Here is a 17,968-nt window from a genome sequence, read left to right as displayed (position 1 = left end):
AAAAGAAATACCTTTCCACTCTCAAACCAACCCCACAAAAATCAGCAACATAAACACAATAACCAAATAATTCACCGAATAAAGGAAATTCCATTGCGCCCATTTCCGCTGATCCTTCACCCAAAATCCAGCTAATGCTAATACAATCCACCCAATGTTAACCATGGTGGCAATCACAACAAAAAGAATGCCTAATTGCGCAATCAAAAAAGGTAAGGGGAACAAACAGATAATATATACGAGCATCTGTCTTCTTGTTATATCAAAACCATATACGACAGGAAGCATAGGAACCCCTGCCGCACGATACTCTTCACTTCTTTTTATGGCAATGGCAAATGTGTGTGGTACTTGCCAGATAAATAAGAGTAAGAACACGGTCAAAGGAATAATATGAATCGCCGAATCCACTACCGCCCAGCCAATCAGTGGAGTGACAGCTCCAGAGATACTGCCGATAATTGTATTTAGCGTATATTTTCTTTTCGACCACATTGTGTATAAAATAACATATGTAAACCAGCCGATGAATGCATAGAAGGTAACTTCCAGATTAACAACAAGAAGCAAGATAAACCCTGACACCGTCGCTCCAAGTCCCGTGATGAATACTTGCCTTTTTGTAAACTTTCCTGTTACTGTCGGGCGTTTTTTCGTTCGTTCCATTTTGGCATCAATATCAGCATCATACCAATTATTGATGATTAATGCCCCCGCCATCACGAAGGCAGATCCAATACAAGCAAGCAGAAATAAAAGCCAATAATCCTGAAATACAGCATTCGAACTAGCAATAGCCAAGACAAAACCCGTTATTACCGGAAGCACATTGGCTACGAGTACATTCCATTTAATTAGTCGTTTGATATCATCTAAGACATGGGATTGTTTTTTTCTTTGCACGATGCATCATCCTTTTTTGACACGTATTCCAATATTCCATTTCCAAATTCTATTAACTATCTATATTGAATTTCACCATAGCTTAAGCTAAACTTATTATGAACTCTTAAGAAAAGTCAGGTGACGAACATGACAAATTTCACCCATTTTAATGACGATGGACGGGCAAAAATGGTCGATGTTTCAAACAAAAATGAAACAGCCCGTAAAGCCATTGCAAGATCCAGTATCCAGATGAACCGAATCGTTTATGAAAATATTACACAGCAAAAGATTAAAAAAGGGGACGTATTATCTGTCGCACAGGTTGCAGGGATTATGGCCGCAAAACAAACGTCTTCTCTCATACCGATGTGCCATCCGATCCCGATAAGTGGCGTTGATTTATCTTTTGAATGGGTTCATACGGAAAAAGACATGTATGAACTTCTTATCGATGCCGAGGTGAAAACAGTTGGTAATACTGGTGTGGAGATGGAGGCATTAACTGCTGCTTCCGCAACCGCATTAACTGTTTATGATATGTGCAAAGCGGTGGATAAAGGCATGGTTATCGGACAGACATATTTACTTGAAAAAAGCGGCGGTAAAAGCGGCGATTATAAAAGATAATGCAGACGGGTATTTATTCCTGTCTAATTCCCCCTCTATCCTTTATACGCAGCTCAACAAACACCATAGAGCCTGTACGCACAACTCACAGGCTCTATCCACATTTTACTCATTTGATTTCATTCGATTAATAAGAAACAGAAGCAGAAAAGAAAAGCCGATGCTGATTAACACGTAATACCAGGCAATTGTCGTTTCTCCCGTTTCGATAGCTAGATAAATTGCTGTTGGGATGGTTTGCGTTTTTCCGGGTATATTGCCAGCAAACATTAAGGTAGCACCAAATTCTCCAAATCCCCTGGTAAATCCAAGTACCGCACTTGTGGTAAGTGAACGATACGATAGCGGGAGAATGACTTTTACCAGGACAGCCCAATCATTTGCGCCATCTACTTTGGCAGCTCCAATAATATTTTTATCCACCGATAAGAATCCAGTTTTGATGGATTGATAGATAAGCGGAAATGCGACAACAGTAGCTGCAATGATGGCAGCTGTTGAGGTGAACAATACACTCTCACCGGCTATTTTCTCTATCATTTGGCCGACCCAGCTATTGGTACCAAACATCATAATAAGAAAAAATCCTACAACTGTCGGCGGTAACACCAAGGGCAGGAAAAAGATTGTCTCTATGATTGCTTTCCCTTTCCTATCTTTCCGAATGATCCAAAAGGCAGATAGAATAGCTAGAAGAAAGGCAATAACGGTCGCGATTGTTGCTACATAAAAGGATAACTGAACAGGATGCCATGACCATTGCATGTTACCCACCTACTCCGCTGGTTGGAATCCGTATTTTTCAAATACGTCTTCAGCTGTTTGACTGGATATAAATTGATAAAATGCATCTTTTGCTTGCGCCACGTCCTCTTCCTGTTCTTCATTTTGAAGCGTAGCTATATAATATTCAATGGGGGAATGCAGGTTGGAATCAACGTTTTGGATCACCGTGACACCTTCTTCATCGATGACATCACTGGCATACACAACTCCGACATCAGCAGCTCCTTCTTTCACTAATGTAAGTACCTGCGTAACATCTTTTGTATACACAAGCCGGCTTTCTTCATCCAATTGTTCCCATAAATCTAATTCTTGTAATGCTTCTTGCGCATAAGAACCGGCTGGAACCGCATCTGGTGTACCCACTGCCATCACTTGATTTCCTGCTACAAAATCGTCCAAAGAGTCTACGTCCCCCTCATTTGGTTTGATTAAAACGAGTTGATTGGAAAGTATTGCCTTCCCTTCATCAACATGGCCTTTCTCAACTAATTTTTCATAGTCTATACTTGATGCAGACAGAAATATATCAACTGGAGCCCCTTGTTCAATTTGTTTTCGCAAAGAGCCGGAACCACCATAGTTATAAGAAATAGCAATGTTAGGATGTTCCTCTTCAAACATTGCCGTCAACTCTGTTAAACTTTCTGTCATACTAGCTGCGGCAGAAATGTTTAATTCTACTTCCTCCGTCTTACCTTGTGAACATCCTGCAGCAAATAAAATAAATATAAACATCAGCATATAATACTTTCTCATAGGAAACATCCTTCTTATTCGTGTTTAACGTCTTTATGAATTTCTTGAACCATATGACCAACTTCCGGCAAAATAATTTTTTCCATTGCTAATGTTACCGCACCTGTTGACCCCGGAATGGAAAAAAGAATGCAATGCTTTCGAACGCCGCAAATTGCTCTCGATAAAATACTGGCTGTACCAATATCATATTGAAAACTCAAATGTCGAAATAATTCACCAAAACCAGGAAGCTGTTTTTCAAATAAAGGTTCAATCGCTTCTATCGTGACATCTCGATTAGATATCCCTGTTCCGCCATTGACAATAACTGCGTCTATTTTTCCACTGTCAATCGCTTTTTCCACCGTCGTCCGAATTTGTTCTCCCTCGTCTGGAATAATTTCATAAAAATGCACTTGATGTTCCTGATTGATTAATAAATCGATTATTTTTTTCCCGCTTTTATCGGTTTCTTTTGTTCTTGTATCGCTAACCGTAATAACTGCACATACAAGATGTTTCGCAGCATGTTTTCGATGATCTGTGAGCATCTAAAAAATCCCCTTTATTCTTTTTCATTTCTCAATCAACAATCCACCGATGATAATCCGCCTGCCGATTTATATTATAAAAAAACCTTTCCTCTTCCATCGGGACATAGACCACATTTAAGTGCCCCAGTAATTGATGAGCAGATAATTCTGTTTGTTGAAGCTGGTCAAAAATGACTTTTTTCACACTACCATGGTAAATGGAAAGAAGCGGTTGAATTTTTCCGGAAACGATAGGCACAATGGCATCGATCCCCTCTTTTTTATAGGTTAATAACGTTTGGAAAACCGATGTATCCATAAATGGCACATCAATGGGCGCAGTCAAATACCAATCTGCCGAAACATATTCCATTCCCGTATACATCCCCGCTAACGGCCCCAAGCCTTTCACATGCGTTTGATCTGTTAGAATAGCAACATTCTCTTCTTCATCGTGGAAAAATGCTTCCAATTCTTCATTGGTTACCAGAACAATAGAATCTGTAAACGTCCTTACAGAATCGATGGAATATTGATAGAAATATTTCCCGTCTCTTTGCAGAAAAGCTTTGGGGCTGCCAAATCTTCTTGATTGCCCTCCTGCCAAAAGGATACCTGCTATTGTTTCCATACCATGCGCCTCCTTTCTTAAACTTCACAAATTCGTAACGGAAAATAAGTCAACGTAAATATACGAATGTTAAAATGGAGATAGGATATTTCATCCACAAAGGAGTTGACTGCTATGCAAACGAGCGCATTATTACAATCAAAAACAGGAAGGGACAGCATTTCTCAAGAGCTTAGAGCGGTTTTAAATTCCATTGGCACTGTAAAAAGAATGGAGAAACACATGTATCTTTTCAATGAAGGTACAGAATCAGAACAAATATTTATCATTAAGTCAGGACTGGTTCAAGTTTCTAAATTGACAGCTGACGGGAAAGAAATGATTCTTCGTATTTGTAAACATCAAGATATCATTGGTGAATTAACCATCTTCAGTGATGATTCCAGATATATGCTCAGTGCGAAAGTGATTGAAAGCGGTGAAGTGTTGGTTGTTCAAAAAGATCAATTAGAAAAAGCATTAATGTCAAACCCGCACGTCACATTCGAATATTTAAAATGGGCAAGCAGCCATATGCGAAAATTTCAATCCAAAATGCGAGACTTACTGTTAAACGGAAAGAAAGGTGCATTATATTCCACCATAATCCGTCTTTCTAATAGCTATGGCATACCTAAAAAGGATGGCATATTAATCGATTTAGTTCTGACCAATCAAGAATTAGCAAAGTTCTGTGCTGCAACCCGTGAAAGCGTAAATCGGATGCTGGTCGATTTAAGGAAACATGATATCATTTCCATGGACAAATCCGGCCGAATCTTCATTAAAGATATGGCATACTTACGGGAACAAATTGGCTGTGAAGACTGCCCAATAGACATATGCAATATCAATTAGAACATGCAGCCGTGTTTTTATTTTTTTAATTGTCCCTCCAGCCACTTACAAATCCGGTTTATCTCAAAAGAATGAAAAACTGGAAATGGATAGGAATTTTTTTCAAGGGCTACCCGGGTAATGATAGCTTGTACGTTTTCAACTTGATCTAATAAGTCGAGCTCCTCTTTCCTGCTTATGAGCAGCACTTTTGGAAAGGGATAGGATTTAAAACCTTCCATAATGAGCAAATCGATGTGCATCATGTTGTAAATGGGAATCATTTCATCCACTGTCCAGTTTTCTTTGGATAGCTGGAATACACTGCCTCCCTCGACACCAGAAATAATAGCCCCTGCCAGCCTATGTTTTTCACTATCTGTATCCTTGATTCCCTCTGGAATACCGCCATGGCCATGATGTTTTAAAGACGCTGTACGAATCCCTTTTTTTGTTGCATATTCAATGAATGTAGTTGCGACCGTTGTTTTTCCGCTATTTTTATAGCCGACAATTTGAATAATATCCATTTAGCCACCACTGACTGGCGGAATAAAAGCGACTGTATCTCCAGCTTTCACCATATCCTCTTCCATTGCATATTCCTCATTTACCGCTGTCATGACGTGATCTATTTCCAATAGTCCATATGCTGTTTTAAGTTTTTCTTTTAACTCTTTGATCATGATAGAATCACATGCATACGTCAATGTATCTTTACCAATCTTTTCTTGTATATCTGCGAAAAATAAAATGCGAATCATTATTTCACATCCTTTATATATGGACTTCCATCAGGATATGGAACCTTTTCTAATTGATCTCCTATCCAGGTCGCGCCATCTTCCCAATGTTCTTTCTTCCAGATTGGCACCATTTGTTTGATTCTTTCTATTGCATATTCATTTGCTTCATATGCTGCTTTTCGATGCGGAGACGAAACACAGATGACAACAGCGATATCTGAAATATCCAACCGGCCAATGCGATGGGTAATGGCTGCCTTTGTGTCTGGCCATTTTTCTTCCATTTCCCAACCAATTTTTTCAAGCATTTTGACAGCCATCGGTTGATAAGCTTGATAGGTTAAATACATCGTACGTTTCCCATAGGTCCACTCACGTACCGTTCCAATAAACGTATTAATCGCTCCCGCTTCTCTGCGTTCCACTTTTCGAATGACTTCCTCAACGTTGATCGGCTTTTCTACAACCTCATATAACGAATAACTCATCCGCCTTCGACCCTTTCTGCCATTTCTAAATCGCTATCTATAAATTGCTCCATTGTCATTCCTTCCTGGTCTTCTAACAGCAGGACAGAGACGTTCCTTCCTGCTTCATACCCGCTTGTTCCTCCTGGAAGCTGAATAAGAATATTGGCTTCCGCTAAAGACGAAACAACATTTGATTTATCCAATCCAACCGGGGTGGCAACGAGCTGTCCATGTTGATACCGAATATGTCCTCTTACAAAACGATCAAACGGATTGGGCTTCAGAAGATCGGCGTCAAGTCGAGCCGTTGCTTTCTGTATAAATGGCGTCCCGCTATACAAAAAGGTACGGATGGCAGGCCGCGTATATAATTCAAAACCTACAAAACAGGCGGATGGATTCCCGGATAAACCGTATAATAACTTGCCGTCCTTTTCAGCTACCGTTGTTACACTGCCAGGTCGCATTCTGATTTTATTGAACAAAACATTACACCCAAGCTTGGCATAAATATCTGGTAAATAGTCATAATCACCGACAGAGACGCCTCCGGTAGTAATCAGCATATCCACCTCATCCAGCGCATTTTTCACCTGGTTATAGCATAGTTCCAAATCATCACTAAACTGCCCAAAGTAAAGCGGTTCCCCACCTGCGCGAATAATTTGCGATTGAATCATAGAAGCATTGCTATTACGAATTTTCCCCGGCACCAAAGGAGCATCGATCTCTAATAGTTCACTTCCCGTGGCAATCACGCCAATTTTAGGTTTCTTGGCTACGGGGACATTTTTATAGCCGAATGTTGCCAGCAATGCTACTATCCCAGGTGTGATATAGGTTCCCTTCTTGGTAAGAAGACTGTCTTTTTTCGTATCCTCTCCGGTAAACGAAATATTGTTTCCTGACTGGATATTCCGTTTTATTTGGATATAGATATTTCCGTTTTTTTCTATTTCTTTTACTTCTTCAAGCATCACAACAGCATCACAGCCCTCAGGAATCTGTGCTCCCGTCATAATTCGTACAGTTTCTCCTGCTGCTACAGGACGCTCAAATACATATCCAGCACCAATTTCTCCGGCTACTTCCAATTCTGCCGGGCTATGACGAGACGCATGATTCGTATCCATCGCGCGTATCGCAAACCCATCATACGGAGAACGGTCAAATGGCGGAACATGATGGTCAGCGATTAAATGTTCTCCCAAGAAGCGACCATAACTCGCTTCAATCGGAACATATTCCACACTTCCTGTTTTGGCAACATTCATCACACGTGCAATGGCTTCTGTTACTTTAATCGGTTGTCTTTTTTCTACCACAGCTATTCACCTTCATCCTGCTAACTGATAATATATACTTTTTGCTTTTTCGATGGAATTGGTTCCATGAATCAACGTTCTTCCATCTGGAAAGAAAACCAGACGGTATGTCTTATATTCAACAGATACTAAAAAATCATTTGCCTTCACCGATCCAATTTTTTTTAACCGTTCCTTTAATACATGGACATTTGGTTGGCGGGAGGTTCTAATCTGCACAGTATTTCTGCCGCAGAGCACTTCTGATTTGGTACTGGACGAATCATGTAGCGCTGGATAGCTAGGATGCTCCCCACATGATGGACAAGCCTTTTTCTTCGCCCGTTCCACTTTCATGGTATGATAATGGTTATTCCATAAATCAAACGTCAGAAGGGATGTACGCAGTGCCTCTTTATCCCCTACCAGGATTTTCAAGGCTTCGGTCGTTTGATGGGCAACCACCATCTGTACAGCTGGCGAAATGATCCCCGCCGAATCACAGGTTGCACCATTGATAGGTATAGTATCCAGTAAACATCTCAGACATGGGGACTCATTTGGAAAAATCGTATAACTCATTCCCGTACTGCCAACACACGATCCAAATATCCATGGCAATGGATGTTGCTGTAATAAATCATTCAGCAGAAAACGGGTATCAAAATTATCCGTCGCATCAATCACCAAATCAATTCCATCTAATAACGGCTTTAAAGAAGTTGCGTCAGCATCCAGCACTCGGGCTTCTATCTCCACCTCAGAGTTGATGGCTTGCAATCTTGCTTTTGCTGCAACAGCTTTTGGCATTTGTTTATCTACGTCTTCTTCTGTATATAGTTGTTGTCTTTGAAGATTGCTTTCCTCCACATAGTCTCGATCAACAAGTACTAACCCGCCGATACCTGCACGAGTCAAATTTTCAGCATTTGCTGAACCAAGCGCTCCACATCCAATAATAAGCACACGCTTCTTGGAAAGTTTGCGTTGGCCATCTTCTCCTATAGGGGTAAATAATGTTTGTCGAGCATATCGATTCATCTTCATCACTTTCCTTTAACCGCCCATATAAGACATTTCCATTTTATTTCTATTTTTGGCTGATTCTTCTGTTCGTTCATCGGAGTAGCGATCGGTTCGCTGATTCCAGATGTTAACAATGTGCGCTTTTATATCTTCATTCTGCATACCGGAGCGTAGCATGTCTCTAAAGTCAAATCCGTTTTCAGCAAATAAGCAGGTATACATTTTTCCGTCTGCCGCTATTCTTGCTCTTGTACATGTGGAACAGAAGGATTCTGATACAGAGGTAATAAATCCGACCTCTGTGTTTGTCCCGCGATAACGGTACCGTTTGGCAACTTCACCAAGATATGCCGGTTCCACAGGTTCCAAATCAAAATGGTTATTCAACGCTTGGAAGATTTGTTTTTTCGTGATAACCTTGCTGAAATCCCAGCCGTTGGATTGACCCACATCCATAAATTCAATATATCTTAATGCAATTCCCTGTTCTTTAAAATAGGTTGCCATCGGAATAATTTCCTTGTCATTCATCCCTTTTTTCACAACCATATTCACCTTTACTTCCAGGCCTGCTTCTTTTGCTTTTGCGATCCCTTTTAATACGCGTTCGGGCTTAACATTACTATCATTTATGGATTGGAATAATGTCTCGTCCAATGCATCTAAACTCACGTTGACACGTTGAAGACCGGCTTTTTTTAATTTCTCTGCCATATGACCCAGTAAAGAACCATTTGTCGTTAAACCGATATCTTCTATCCCATCGATTCCTATTAATTTTTGTATTAAATTGGGCAAATCTCTTCTTAAAAGAGGCTCTCCCCCGGTTATTCTTATTTTTCGAACGCCCAAATCTGCAAAAATACGAGCTAAGCGTTCGATTTCTTCAAAGTCTAGTAATTGATCTTTTGGCATAAAGACAAAATCTTTTCCAAAAATTTCTTTCGGCATACAATAGGTACATCGAAAATTACAACGATCAATGACAGAAATACGAAGATCCTTTAACGGGCGGCCCAATTTATCTGTTATAACGGACATTTTGGATCCCTCCTTTTATCTATCATAGGCATAGTTTACATGTTTCGGTCTGCGCAGGCTGTGAAAAATGTCACTAACCCAAGCTGATTCTATGATTTTTTATAACTTGAGACTTGTTATGATTTCTTATTTACGAGCTTCACAAATTTATCTTCATAGCGCTGCTTTTTCTTCGGCTGATTATTTCGATTGTAAAAGTCAATCATGCCGGCCAAAGCTTCTTCCAGCAGTTCTTGATTACGGGTTTTTTCGATTTGTTTAAAACCTTTTTCATAACATTGATCCGCTTTTGAGATATCTTGCTTCTCTCTGTTTTCGTAACAGTATCCCAGCCGGATGAGGGTCAGTCCCTTTTCCTCTTTAACATTTGGTATTTTTTCGTAGATAGCCAGTGCTTCCTTGTAACGTTCAAAAGCTTGTTCTATTTGATCCTGTTCAATATGATTAAAGGCCATCGCTTGAAGTGTATTTCCGTACGCAATGGAATTTTTCCGGTCATCCTTCTCCAGTCCTTCTAAAAACGCTGTAAAAACCTTTTGTGCTTGGTCATAGGTTTTTTCATCGGAATATATCTTCCCTAATGCATATAGAAATTGCATTCGGATTTTTGGAAATGGATGCGATAAGGTTAACCCTTTTTCTAAATAGGATTTCGCTTGATCTTTTTTTAAGGTTCGGATCGAGAGCGTTCCGATTTTAGAATAAATATATACAATCATAAAATGATCTTTTTCATAGACTTTCGTTAACTGGTCCAGTGCCTGTTTATAATAATTGATTGCTCTTGGAAAGCTTCCCATATTTTCATCGATTTCGGCGAGCATCAATACAGCCTTGGATATGTCTAATGGAAATGCTTCTGACAGTCTGTGATTTCTTTAATTGCTTTCGTAATGATTTTTCGTGCTTCTTTTAAATCGATATAAAAGTGTATTTCTCCAATTTTTAATAATTCTCTAGCTTCGGAAAGCTTATCTTTCTCTTTCTTATAAGCATTCCCCAGTTGCTGATGCAGATTGACAGCATCGTTGTAATTTTCAATCTGAACCAATACATCCGATAATTCATATATAGCAGCAATCATCACGGGGTGTGTTTCAGGAAGTGCTTCTTTATAATAGCTCAAAGCTTTCTCATACTGTTTAACACTATTTTCTATATCGCCCTCTTTAAAGGATATTTTCGCTAAGTCCCTAAAAATAACCCCATAAGTGTACATATCCGGATAATGATTTGTATCTAACATAGCTAATAACTTCGCAAGCTCTATCCTGCCGTTGGATTCTTGTCCATATTCTATTTCCAAATGCGCATAATCCAAATACGTATCAATGACTTCCTCCACATGCTCCTGCTCCACATGTTTAGAAAACCGAATAGCCTCACGAAAATACGTTCCAGCTTTATCATAATTTTTTACTTTACGATAATATTTCCCTAAAATACTTCGCACATAGAATGCTTCTGTTGCGGAACATGCATGCTCCTCCAACTGTTGTTCTAATTCTTGAACCCTTTCTGTCACTTCATCGATATGTCCAGCTTTAATCTCTCCCCTTAATGCTTGATAAAAAGAGAAAACATTATCTACATTTACCACCATCAACACGCACCACCTTCTTGTTTATTTTCTATCAATTTTTAAACGATAGCCAAAAAGAGAGCATACTTATAAGCTCTCTTTGGTTGAATGTGTTGGTACACGTTTTTTATAAATCACATAGCTTCTGCGCAAATAACGGAGCGGAAAACTAAATGCATGCACCAACCTTGTAAATGGCCAAACAACATATAAAGCAAAGGTGCAATAAATGTGTATCTTAAACCAAATAGGGACAGACTGCATCAGCTCCGGTTGTACGTTAAAAATAAATAATCCTCTTAACCACGGCGCAATTGTTGTTCGATAATCAAAACCTTGGGCATCCACATTGAAAGAAGTAGCGATGAGACCAGAAAGAAGTGCTACCAGAACAAAAATTAAAGCAACCCAGTCACTCGCAGAAGTCGTTGCTTTGATTCGTTTCACGCTAATCCTTCGATAGGTTAATAGAAGAATCCCTGCAAATGCTGCGATTCCAGCAGGTACACCAAAGCCGATGGCAATGACATGATACATATGCTCCGTAATTCCCAAGGCATTATAGAAACCGACAGGAATAATCAGTCCGAGCACATGTCCTCCAAACACGAAGAGAAGCCCCCAGTGAAATAACAGCGAACCTATCCGGAGCCGCTTCTTCTCCAAAAACTCACTTGATTTCGTTGTCCAGCCGAATTGATCTTTCTGATAACGGTAAACATGTCCTAAAATAAAAATGGTTATTACAATATAAGGAAATACGCCCCATAATAATAGGTCCATCAGTTTCCCTCCTAAACGGCATCTTCTGCTGCAATGTGCAGTCCATGAGCTTCCATCTGATTGAATAGAGCATCGAATAATAAATAATAAAAATTATGTTGCTCCCTTAATTTCTTCTGGATTTCCGCAATGGTTTTTCCATGCATCTCCAGCAACTCATTGCTTGTTTCTATGGGAACTCGAGCACAGAACTCCAATAGAAGCGGTAAGTAATCTGGCAATTCCTTATCGGTTACTTCAAATCCATGTGCCTCATAATATTTTTTTAGCTTTAATAACTCCAGTCCTCTTTCCCGCTGCTCGCCTAATTTCAAATACGTTACATACAGGTTGGTTACTCTGCCGAAATCAAAGTTGTCAATATAATACGTCACCCACTCATCCAGGGACATATCTTCCACTTTTTGAATAAACTTCCGCAGGTTTTCTGCTACGTCCTCATTGGAAATATCTTCTACTTCTTCTCTTATTTCTGGTAATGTTTCTTTCATTTGTTGATTAGGATAAGCTAAAAGAAAAGAAATCAATTGATAGATTGTGGAATTCATCCTCTTCACTCCTTATTGAAAGCCAGGATTGGTAAAACAATGTTTACCAATCCTGCTTCTTTATTGCAATACACCGCAGCTTCCCGGTCCGCCAGCAAAATCCAAACCGCATGCACCTTGCTCTGCGTATAGATCTGCGACTTCTTCTTTATGACTTTTAGGGATGACAAAGCGATCATCATATTTTGCAATGGCTAATAAACGATACATTTCTTTGATTGCTTTTTCGGTTAAGTCAAGTTCCGTAATTAAATCACGGTCAAAGTCTTTTCCAGTTTGTTCAGCCCGCATATAACTGCGCATCACGGCCATTTTTTTAAGCACCTTCCGAATATGATCGGTATCTCCAGCAGTCAATAAATTAGCCAGGTACTCGATTGGAATACGCATATCATCGATTGCCGGGAAAATGTCCGCTGTATCTGCTGTACTTCCTTTTCCTTCAATCATATTCATCACCGGACTAAGCGGTGGTACATACCAAACCATCGGCATCGTTCTATATTCCGGATGTAATGGTAAGGCAATTTTCCAATCAATAATCATTTTATAAAGCGGTGATTGTTGTGCCGCTTCAATCCAATCCATTGGAATACCATCTTTTTTCGCTTGCTCGATGACTTCCGGATCATTTGGGTCAAGAAAAATATCAAGTTGCGCATGATAGAGATCTTTTTCATCTTCTACAGATGCTGCCTCCAGGACACGGTCCACATCATACAGCATGATTCCGATATAACGGATACGTCCCACACATGTCTCGGAACAAATCGTCGGCTGTCCATTTTCAATTCTTGGATAACACATCGTACATTTTTCTGCTTTATTGGTTTGCCAGTTAAAATACACTTTTTTATACGGGCAAGAAGTCGTACAGTGTCTCCAAGCACGGCATGCATTTTGATCAACCAGCACGATGCCGTCTTCATCCCGTTTGTACATCGCACCTGATGGACAAGAAGATACACAAGGGGCATTAATGCAATGTTCACAAATACGTGGAAGATACATCATAAATACTTCTTCAAATTCCGTTTTAATGGATTCTTCCATCTGCACAACGTTTGGATCACGCAGCCCGGTAATATGACCTCCAGCCAGGTCATCCTCCCAGTTTGGGCCCCATTCTATATCCATGAATTCGCCAGTGATTGCTGATTTTGCCCGGGCAACCGGCTGATGATTTTTTTCCGGACTATTGGTTAACGTTTCATAATCATAGTTCCACGGTTCATAATAATCATCCATCTCTGGCTGGTGCGGGTTATGAAACAGGTTCATTAAACGGTTTGTTTTGGAACCTGATTTTAAACGCAATTCCCCCTTATGCAGTTCCCAGCCGCCTTTATATTTTTCCTGGTCTTCCCATTGTTTCGGATAACCAATACCAGGTTTGGTTTCTACGTTATTGAAGTACATATATTCTGCACCCGGCCGGTTTGTCCATGTATTTTTACAAGTCACACTACATGTATGGCATCCAATACATTTATCCAGGTTCATTACCATTCCTACTTGCGCTTTAATCCTCAAGCCAATCCACCTCCTTCAATTTGCGAATGACTACATTTAAGTCCCGCTGGTTTCCTGTTGGTCCATAATAATTGAATCCGTAGCTTAATTGACCATATCCGCCAATCATATGCGTTGGTTTAACGTGAATGCGTGTTGGACTATTATGGGTACCGCCGCGATTCTTTGTTAAATTGGTTCCCGGTGTATGAATATGACGGTCCTGCGCATGGTGCATAAACGCCATGGTTCTTGGAATCCGGTGGGAAACAACCGCTCTTCCGACTACCACCCCATTCCGGTTAAAACATTCAATCCAATCATTATCCTCCACATCCACTTCTGCAGCATCCTCATTATTCAACCAAATCGTCGGACCTCCACGGAATAGGGTCAACATGGGCTGTGCATCAAAGTACATACTATGGATGGACCATTTATTATGCGGTGTTAAGAAATTTAATGTGATTTCTTTCCCTTCGATTTCCGGACGGTTTGACCGAAAAGGTTTTTGATTCAAAATAGGTTTAAATACCGCAAAGGATTCGCCAAATTCCTTCATCGTTTCATGATCCACAAAGTAAGATTGCCGACCCGTAATCGTTCTAAATGGAATCATTCGTTCAATATTCGTCGTAAAAGGAGAATACCTTCTTCCACCCTTTTCCGAACCACTAAATGCCGGAGACGTAATTACCGTCTTGGGCTGCGCATTGATTTGCTCCATCGTAAATAATTCTTCTTCCCGCTCTTCCGCCAAATCTTTCAGTTCAAGATTTGTTTTTTCTTCTAACGCTTCCCATGCTTTGACAGCAACCTTTCCATTTGTTGTCGAAGAAAGCATGAGAATGGCTTCAGAAGCATCCTTGGCATTTGTAATGTCTGGATGACCATCTGCAATCGAATCATTATCTATCGTTCCCAACGTGCGTTTAGCATGTTCATATTCTTCTTCCATAGACCAATTAATCCCTTTTTCTCCATAAGGTCCTTTGGCGATATTCGGTCCGAGCGAAGTCATTTTATGATAAATGTTTTTATAATCCCGTTCGACAACATGAATCTGCGGCATGGTTTTGCCGGGAATCGGTTCACATTCCCCTTTCGACCAATCTTTTATTTCTCCAAATGGTTGGGCCATTTCCGCTTTGGTATCATGATTCAATGGCGTAGCAACAATTTCATTCATCGTATCCATATCAACTTCTTCTGCTAAATTAGATACGCCTTTTGCCAATGCTTTAAAAATATCCCAGTCCGATTTTGCTTCCCAAGGAGCTGAAATAGCCGGATTGAACGGATGAACAAACGGATGCATGTCTGTACTGGATAAATCATATTTTTCGTACCAAGTGGAAGCTGGTAAAATGACATCTGAATATAACGCCGTTCCTGCCATGCGGAAATCCAGGTTGATCAGAAGGTCTACTTTTCCTTCAGGAGCTTCTTCCCGCCATTTTATTTCCTCCGGACGAAGACTGTCTTCGTCTGTATTTAACACACCATGGGACGCACCAAGTAAATGCTTCAGGAAATATTCATGACCTTTTCCGGAACTGGAGATTAAGTTCGCTCTCCAAACAAATAAATTTCTTGGAAAGTTTATTGGGTTATCCGGATCTTCAATCGCAAATTCCAATTTTCTCTCTTTTAATTGTTCCGCTACATACTTCCCGATTTGTTCCGTTGTTTCATTTCCTGCTTCCAATGCTTCGTTATACAAATCAATCCCATTCTTATTAAAAGTCGGATACGATGGTAACCAGCCCAGGCGTGCTGCCAAAACATTGTAATCTGCGGGATGATCATATCTTGCTTTATCCACCGTTGGACTCGCTAATTCATTGATCGACGTCTCTTCATAACGCCATTGGTCCGTTGCAAAATAGAAGAATGAAGTACCATTTTGCAATCTTGCCGGGCCGCCCCAGTCTTTTCCTGATTGAATGGTTGTCCAACCCTCTACCGGACGTAATTTTTCTTGGCCGACATAGTGCGCCCAGCCGCCGCCATTGACTCCCTGCGCTCCAACCATGAGAACAAGATTGACAACAGCTCTGTAAATCGTATCGGAATGGTACCAATGATTGATTCCCGCTCCCATAATAATCATGGAACGGCCATTGGTATCAATCGCATTTTGAGCAAATTCACGGGCAATTTTAATCACTAAGTTGCGGTCCACACCGGTAATCTGTTCTTGCCATGCAGGCGAAAACGGCGCAATCTCATCATAGGACGCAGCAGCTTCCCCGCCCAGACCACGATCAATGCCGTAGTTTGCAAGCATTAAATCATAAACGGTTGCGATATATTCTGTCTCGCCATCTATCTCCATTTTCTTCACAGGCACCGTACGAGAGAGCACTTTCTTAGTCTCTGCGTCAAAGTACGGCATATCCACAGACACCACGTCATCTTCTTTGCCGAGAAAACTTAATACCGGCTCAATTTTTTCATTTGTTCTTTCATCAAATAGTTTTAAATTCCATTTACCCTGATCATCCCAGCGAGACCCCATCGTGCCATGCGGAATCGAAAAACCGTCTGTCAGGTTGTTATACATTGCTGGCTTCCATTCATTGTTCTCTAATTCCATTCCAAGATCTTTCGCATGTAAAAAACGATCTGCTGTGAACTTTCCATTTTCCTTTTTCAAACGTACAGAAAACGGAAAATCGGTATATTTCTTTGCGTAGTCTTCAAAATAAGGTGTCATGTTTTGCGCATAAAACTCATTCAAAATAACATGCCCCATCGCCATGGCCACAGCACCATCTGTCCCTTGTTTGACAGATAACCAGTCATCGGAAAACTTCGTGGACTCTGCATAGTCCGGACTTACGGAAATAACCTTGGTGCCCTTATATCTAGCTTCGACTAAAAAGTGTGCGTCCGGCGTACGTGTTAACGGAACATTCGAACCCCAGGTAATAATGTAGCTCGAATTAAACCAGTCCGAACTTTCTGGTACGTCCGTCTGATCTCCCCAAATCTGCGGAGATGCTGGCGGTAAGTCTGCATACCAGTCATAAAAACTCAACATCTGTCCGCCAAGAAGGTGCATAAAGCGACTGCCTGATGCGTAACTAACCATGGACATGGCAGGAATAGGAGAAAATCCAACATTTCGATCCGGACCATATTTCATCGCAGTATATAGACAGGATGCAGCAACTAGTTTGGTTACCTCTCCCCAATCCGCACGAGCCAGGCCACCTTTTCCTCTTGCTTGTTTATAGGACGCTGCCTTCTCTTTATCTTCTACAATACTTTTCCAAGCTTCTAATGGATTATCATGGGTTTGTAATGCTTCTCTCCATAAATCAAGCAATCTTTTTCTGACGTAAGGATATTTCACACGTAAAGGGCTGTATAGATACCAGGAGAAACTTGCTCCTCTAGGACACCCACGCGGCTCAAATTCCGGCATATCCGGACCCGTGGTCGGATAATCCAACGCCTGTCCTTCCCATGTCACGATGCCGTCTTTTACATAGATGTTCCAGCTGCATGACCCGGTGCAATTGACACCATGGGTAGAACGAATAACCTTATCATGCTGCCATCTTTTTCTATAAACATTTTCCCAATCACGATTTCCTTCTTGTAATTGGCTATGATTATTGGAATATTTCTCTTTCGGCTTTAAGTAATTCAATCTTTGCCAAAGTGGAGATGGTTTCTTCGCCATCTAAATCCCTCCTAATGGAATTGCTAATCAATCTGGTGCCTATTAAATCATTTCTCATTCCCCTTCGTTGTGAAAAACATCACACGGATGGCAGAAGTCAAAATTTAGTCAAATTTAGATGGTTTGTTATTAGGGGGCTTTAAAAAGTACTGTTACAGTTAACGAAAAAATCTATCTTAAGATCTTAAAAAAACATTATTCTTAAGATCTTAAAAAAACATTATATGGATGTTCTACCGA

General features: G+C 40.5%; 19 protein-coding genes. 2 read left to right on the top strand and 17 right to left on the bottom strand.

Annotated features, from left to right (window positions below):
• Positions 1-21: 21 nt before the first annotated feature.
• Positions 22-903: a heme o synthase gene (gene cyoE / locus B7E05_RS04630; RefSeq protein WP_080872885.1), complete on the bottom strand. Its 882-nt coding sequence runs from the start codon at positions 901-903 to the stop codon at positions 22-24.
• Between the two features lie 129 nt (positions 904-1,032).
• Between cyoE and moaC the strand changes: the two genes are divergently transcribed.
• Positions 1,033-1,515 (top strand): cyclic pyranopterin monophosphate synthase MoaC, encoded by a 483-nt coding sequence (moaC, locus tag B7E05_RS04625; protein ID WP_080872884.1) that lies wholly within the window; start codon positions 1,033-1,035, stop codon positions 1,513-1,515.
• 105 nt (positions 1,516-1,620) lie between these two features.
• On the opposite strand, the gene modB is transcribed toward moaC, so the two are convergent.
• Genes modB through mobA form a run of 4 tightly spaced genes read right to left on the bottom strand, consistent with a single transcriptional unit; the run spans position 1,621 to position 4,206 of the window.
• On the bottom strand, positions 1,621-2,280 hold the full coding sequence (modB, locus tag B7E05_RS04620; RefSeq protein ID WP_080872883.1) for a molybdate ABC transporter permease subunit: 660 nt from the start codon (positions 2,278-2,280) through the stop codon (positions 1,621-1,623).
• 9 nt (positions 2,281-2,289) lie between these two features.
• On the bottom strand, positions 2,290-3,060 hold the full coding sequence (gene modA / locus B7E05_RS04615; protein ID WP_179134463.1) for a molybdate ABC transporter substrate-binding protein: 771 nt from the start codon (positions 3,058-3,060) through the stop codon (positions 2,290-2,292).
• A gap of 14 nt (positions 3,061-3,074) precedes the next feature.
• Complete coding sequence (locus B7E05_RS04610) at positions 3,075-3,593, bottom strand: MogA/MoaB family molybdenum cofactor biosynthesis protein (protein ID WP_080872880.1); 519 nt, start codon at positions 3,591-3,593, stop codon at positions 3,075-3,077.
• A 31-nt stretch (positions 3,594-3,624) separates the two neighbouring features.
• On the bottom strand, positions 3,625-4,206 hold the full coding sequence (gene mobA, locus B7E05_RS04605) for a molybdenum cofactor guanylyltransferase (protein WP_080872878.1): 582 nt from the start codon (positions 4,204-4,206) through the stop codon (positions 3,625-3,627).
• 114 nt (positions 4,207-4,320) lie between these two features.
• On the opposite strand from mobA, the gene B7E05_RS04600 reads away from it, so the two are divergent.
• Positions 4,321-5,043 (top strand): Crp/Fnr family transcriptional regulator, encoded by a 723-nt coding sequence (locus B7E05_RS04600; protein WP_080872876.1) that lies wholly within the window; start codon positions 4,321-4,323, stop codon positions 5,041-5,043.
• 17 nt (positions 5,044-5,060) lie between these two features.
• On the opposite strand, the gene mobB is transcribed toward B7E05_RS04600, so the two are convergent.
• From mobB to B7E05_RS04540, 12 genes are all read right to left on the bottom strand, one after another.
• On the bottom strand, positions 5,061-5,552 hold the full coding sequence (gene mobB, locus B7E05_RS04595) for a molybdopterin-guanine dinucleotide biosynthesis protein B (protein WP_080872874.1): 492 nt from the start codon (positions 5,550-5,552) through the stop codon (positions 5,061-5,063).
• Positions 5,553-5,786 carry a molybdopterin converting factor subunit 1 gene (gene moaD, locus B7E05_RS04590; protein WP_080872872.1) on the bottom strand — a complete coding sequence of 78 codons (234 nt, stop codon included), beginning with the start codon at positions 5,784-5,786 and terminating at the stop codon, positions 5,553-5,555.
• The gene (locus B7E05_RS04585; protein ID WP_080872870.1) at positions 5,786-6,256 is read right to left on the bottom strand and encodes a molybdenum cofactor biosynthesis protein MoaE; all 471 of its coding nucleotides are present in this window, start codon (positions 6,254-6,256) and stop codon (positions 5,786-5,788) included. Before B7E05_RS04585 ends, moaD begins: the two co-directional genes overlap by 1 nt.
• Complete coding sequence (locus B7E05_RS04580) at positions 6,253-7,563, bottom strand: molybdopterin molybdotransferase MoeA (RefSeq protein ID WP_080872868.1); 1,311 nt, start codon at positions 7,561-7,563, stop codon at positions 6,253-6,255. The genes B7E05_RS04585 and B7E05_RS04580 overlap by 4 nt, the downstream gene beginning before the upstream one ends.
• Before the next feature lie 12 nt (positions 7,564-7,575).
• The gene (locus tag B7E05_RS04575; protein WP_080872866.1) at positions 7,576-8,583 is read right to left on the bottom strand and encodes a MoeB/ThiF family adenylyltransferase; all 1,008 of its coding nucleotides are present in this window, start codon (positions 8,581-8,583) and stop codon (positions 7,576-7,578) included.
• 15 nt (positions 8,584-8,598) lie between these two features.
• Entirely contained in the window at positions 8,599-9,609 is a 1,011-nt protein-coding gene (gene moaA, locus B7E05_RS04570) for a GTP 3',8-cyclase MoaA (protein ID WP_080872864.1), read from the bottom strand.
• A gap of 116 nt (positions 9,610-9,725) precedes the next feature.
• A complete protein-coding gene (locus B7E05_RS04565) occupies positions 9,726-10,433 on the bottom strand; it encodes a tetratricopeptide repeat protein (RefSeq protein ID WP_080872862.1) in 708 nt (235 codons plus the stop codon).
• 20 nt (positions 10,434-10,453) lie between these two features.
• Positions 10,454-11,212, bottom strand: coding sequence for a tetratricopeptide repeat protein (locus B7E05_RS04560; protein ID WP_080872859.1), 759 nt, complete (start codon positions 11,210-11,212; stop codon positions 10,454-10,456).
• Positions 11,213-11,278: 66 nt separating this feature from the next.
• Complete coding sequence (gene narI, locus B7E05_RS04555; protein WP_080872857.1) at positions 11,279-11,977, bottom strand: respiratory nitrate reductase subunit gamma; 699 nt, start codon at positions 11,975-11,977, stop codon at positions 11,279-11,281.
• Between the two features lie 8 nt (positions 11,978-11,985).
• Positions 11,986-12,522: a nitrate reductase molybdenum cofactor assembly chaperone gene (narJ, locus tag B7E05_RS04550; protein ID WP_080872856.1), complete on the bottom strand. Its 537-nt coding sequence runs from the start codon at positions 12,520-12,522 to the stop codon at positions 11,986-11,988.
• A 60-nt stretch (positions 12,523-12,582) separates the two neighbouring features.
• Entirely contained in the window at positions 12,583-14,055 is a 1,473-nt protein-coding gene (gene narH / locus B7E05_RS04545; protein ID WP_080872854.1) for a nitrate reductase subunit beta, read from the bottom strand.
• Positions 14,045-17,728 (bottom strand): nitrate reductase subunit alpha, encoded by a 3,684-nt coding sequence (locus B7E05_RS04540; protein ID WP_080872853.1) that lies wholly within the window; start codon positions 17,726-17,728, stop codon positions 14,045-14,047. Before B7E05_RS04540 ends, narH begins: the two co-directional genes overlap by 11 nt.
• Positions 17,729-17,968 lie beyond the last annotated feature (240 nt).

The sequence above is a fragment of the Oceanobacillus timonensis genome, assembly GCF_900166635.1.
GTDB classification, from domain to species: domain Bacteria; phylum Bacillota; class Bacilli; order Bacillales; family Amphibacillaceae; genus Oceanobacillus; species Oceanobacillus timonensis.
Note: the sequence above shows the minus strand (reverse complement) of the source record. Positions and strands in the feature narration are given on the sequence as shown.

What these genes read in the sequence shown, in the direction of transcription:
- moaC (WP_080872884.1), top strand. Translation starts at nt 1,033, where the DNA reads ATGACAAATTTCACCCATTTTAATGACGATGGACGGGCAAAAATGGTC.
- modB (WP_080872883.1), bottom strand. Translation starts at nt 2,280, where the DNA reads ATGCAATGGTCATGGCATCCTGTTCAGTTATCCTTTTATGTAGCAACA.
- modA (WP_179134463.1), bottom strand. Translation starts at nt 3,060, where the DNA reads ATGAGAAAGTATTATATGCTGATGTTTATATTTATTTTATTTGCTGCA.
- B7E05_RS04610 (WP_080872880.1), bottom strand. Translation starts at nt 3,593, where the DNA reads ATGCTCACAGATCATCGAAAACATGCTGCGAAACATCTTGTATGTGCA.
- mobA (WP_080872878.1), bottom strand. Translation starts at nt 4,206, where the DNA reads ATGGAAACAATAGCAGGTATCCTTTTGGCAGGAGGGCAATCAAGAAGA.
- B7E05_RS04600 (WP_080872876.1), top strand. Translation starts at nt 4,321, where the DNA reads ATGCAAACGAGCGCATTATTACAATCAAAAACAGGAAGGGACAGCATT.
- mobB (WP_080872874.1), bottom strand. Translation starts at nt 5,552, where the DNA reads ATGGATATTATTCAAATTGTCGGCTATAAAAATAGCGGAAAAACAACG.
- moaD (WP_080872872.1), bottom strand. Translation starts at nt 5,786, where the DNA reads ATGATTCGCATTTTATTTTTCGCAGATATACAAGAAAAGATTGGTAAA.
- B7E05_RS04585 (WP_080872870.1), bottom strand. Translation starts at nt 6,256, where the DNA reads ATGAGTTATTCGTTATATGAGGTTGTAGAAAAGCCGATCAACGTTGAG.
- B7E05_RS04575 (WP_080872866.1), bottom strand. Translation starts at nt 8,583, where the DNA reads ATGAATCGATATGCTCGACAAACATTATTTACCCCTATAGGAGAAGAT.
- moaA (WP_080872864.1), bottom strand. Translation starts at nt 9,609, where the DNA reads ATGTCCGTTATAACAGATAAATTGGGCCGCCCGTTAAAGGATCTTCGT.
- B7E05_RS04565 (WP_080872862.1), bottom strand. Translation starts at nt 10,433, where the DNA reads ATGCTCGCCGAAATCGATGAAAATATGGGAAGCTTTCCAAGAGCAATC.
- B7E05_RS04560 (WP_080872859.1), bottom strand. Translation starts at nt 11,212, where the DNA reads ATGGTGGTAAATGTAGATAATGTTTTCTCTTTTTATCAAGCATTAAGG.
- narJ (WP_080872856.1), bottom strand. Translation starts at nt 12,522, where the DNA reads ATGAATTCCACAATCTATCAATTGATTTCTTTTCTTTTAGCTTATCCT.
- B7E05_RS04540 (WP_080872853.1), bottom strand. Translation starts at nt 17,728, where the DNA reads ATGGCGAAGAAACCATCTCCACTTTGGCAAAGATTGAATTACTTAAAG.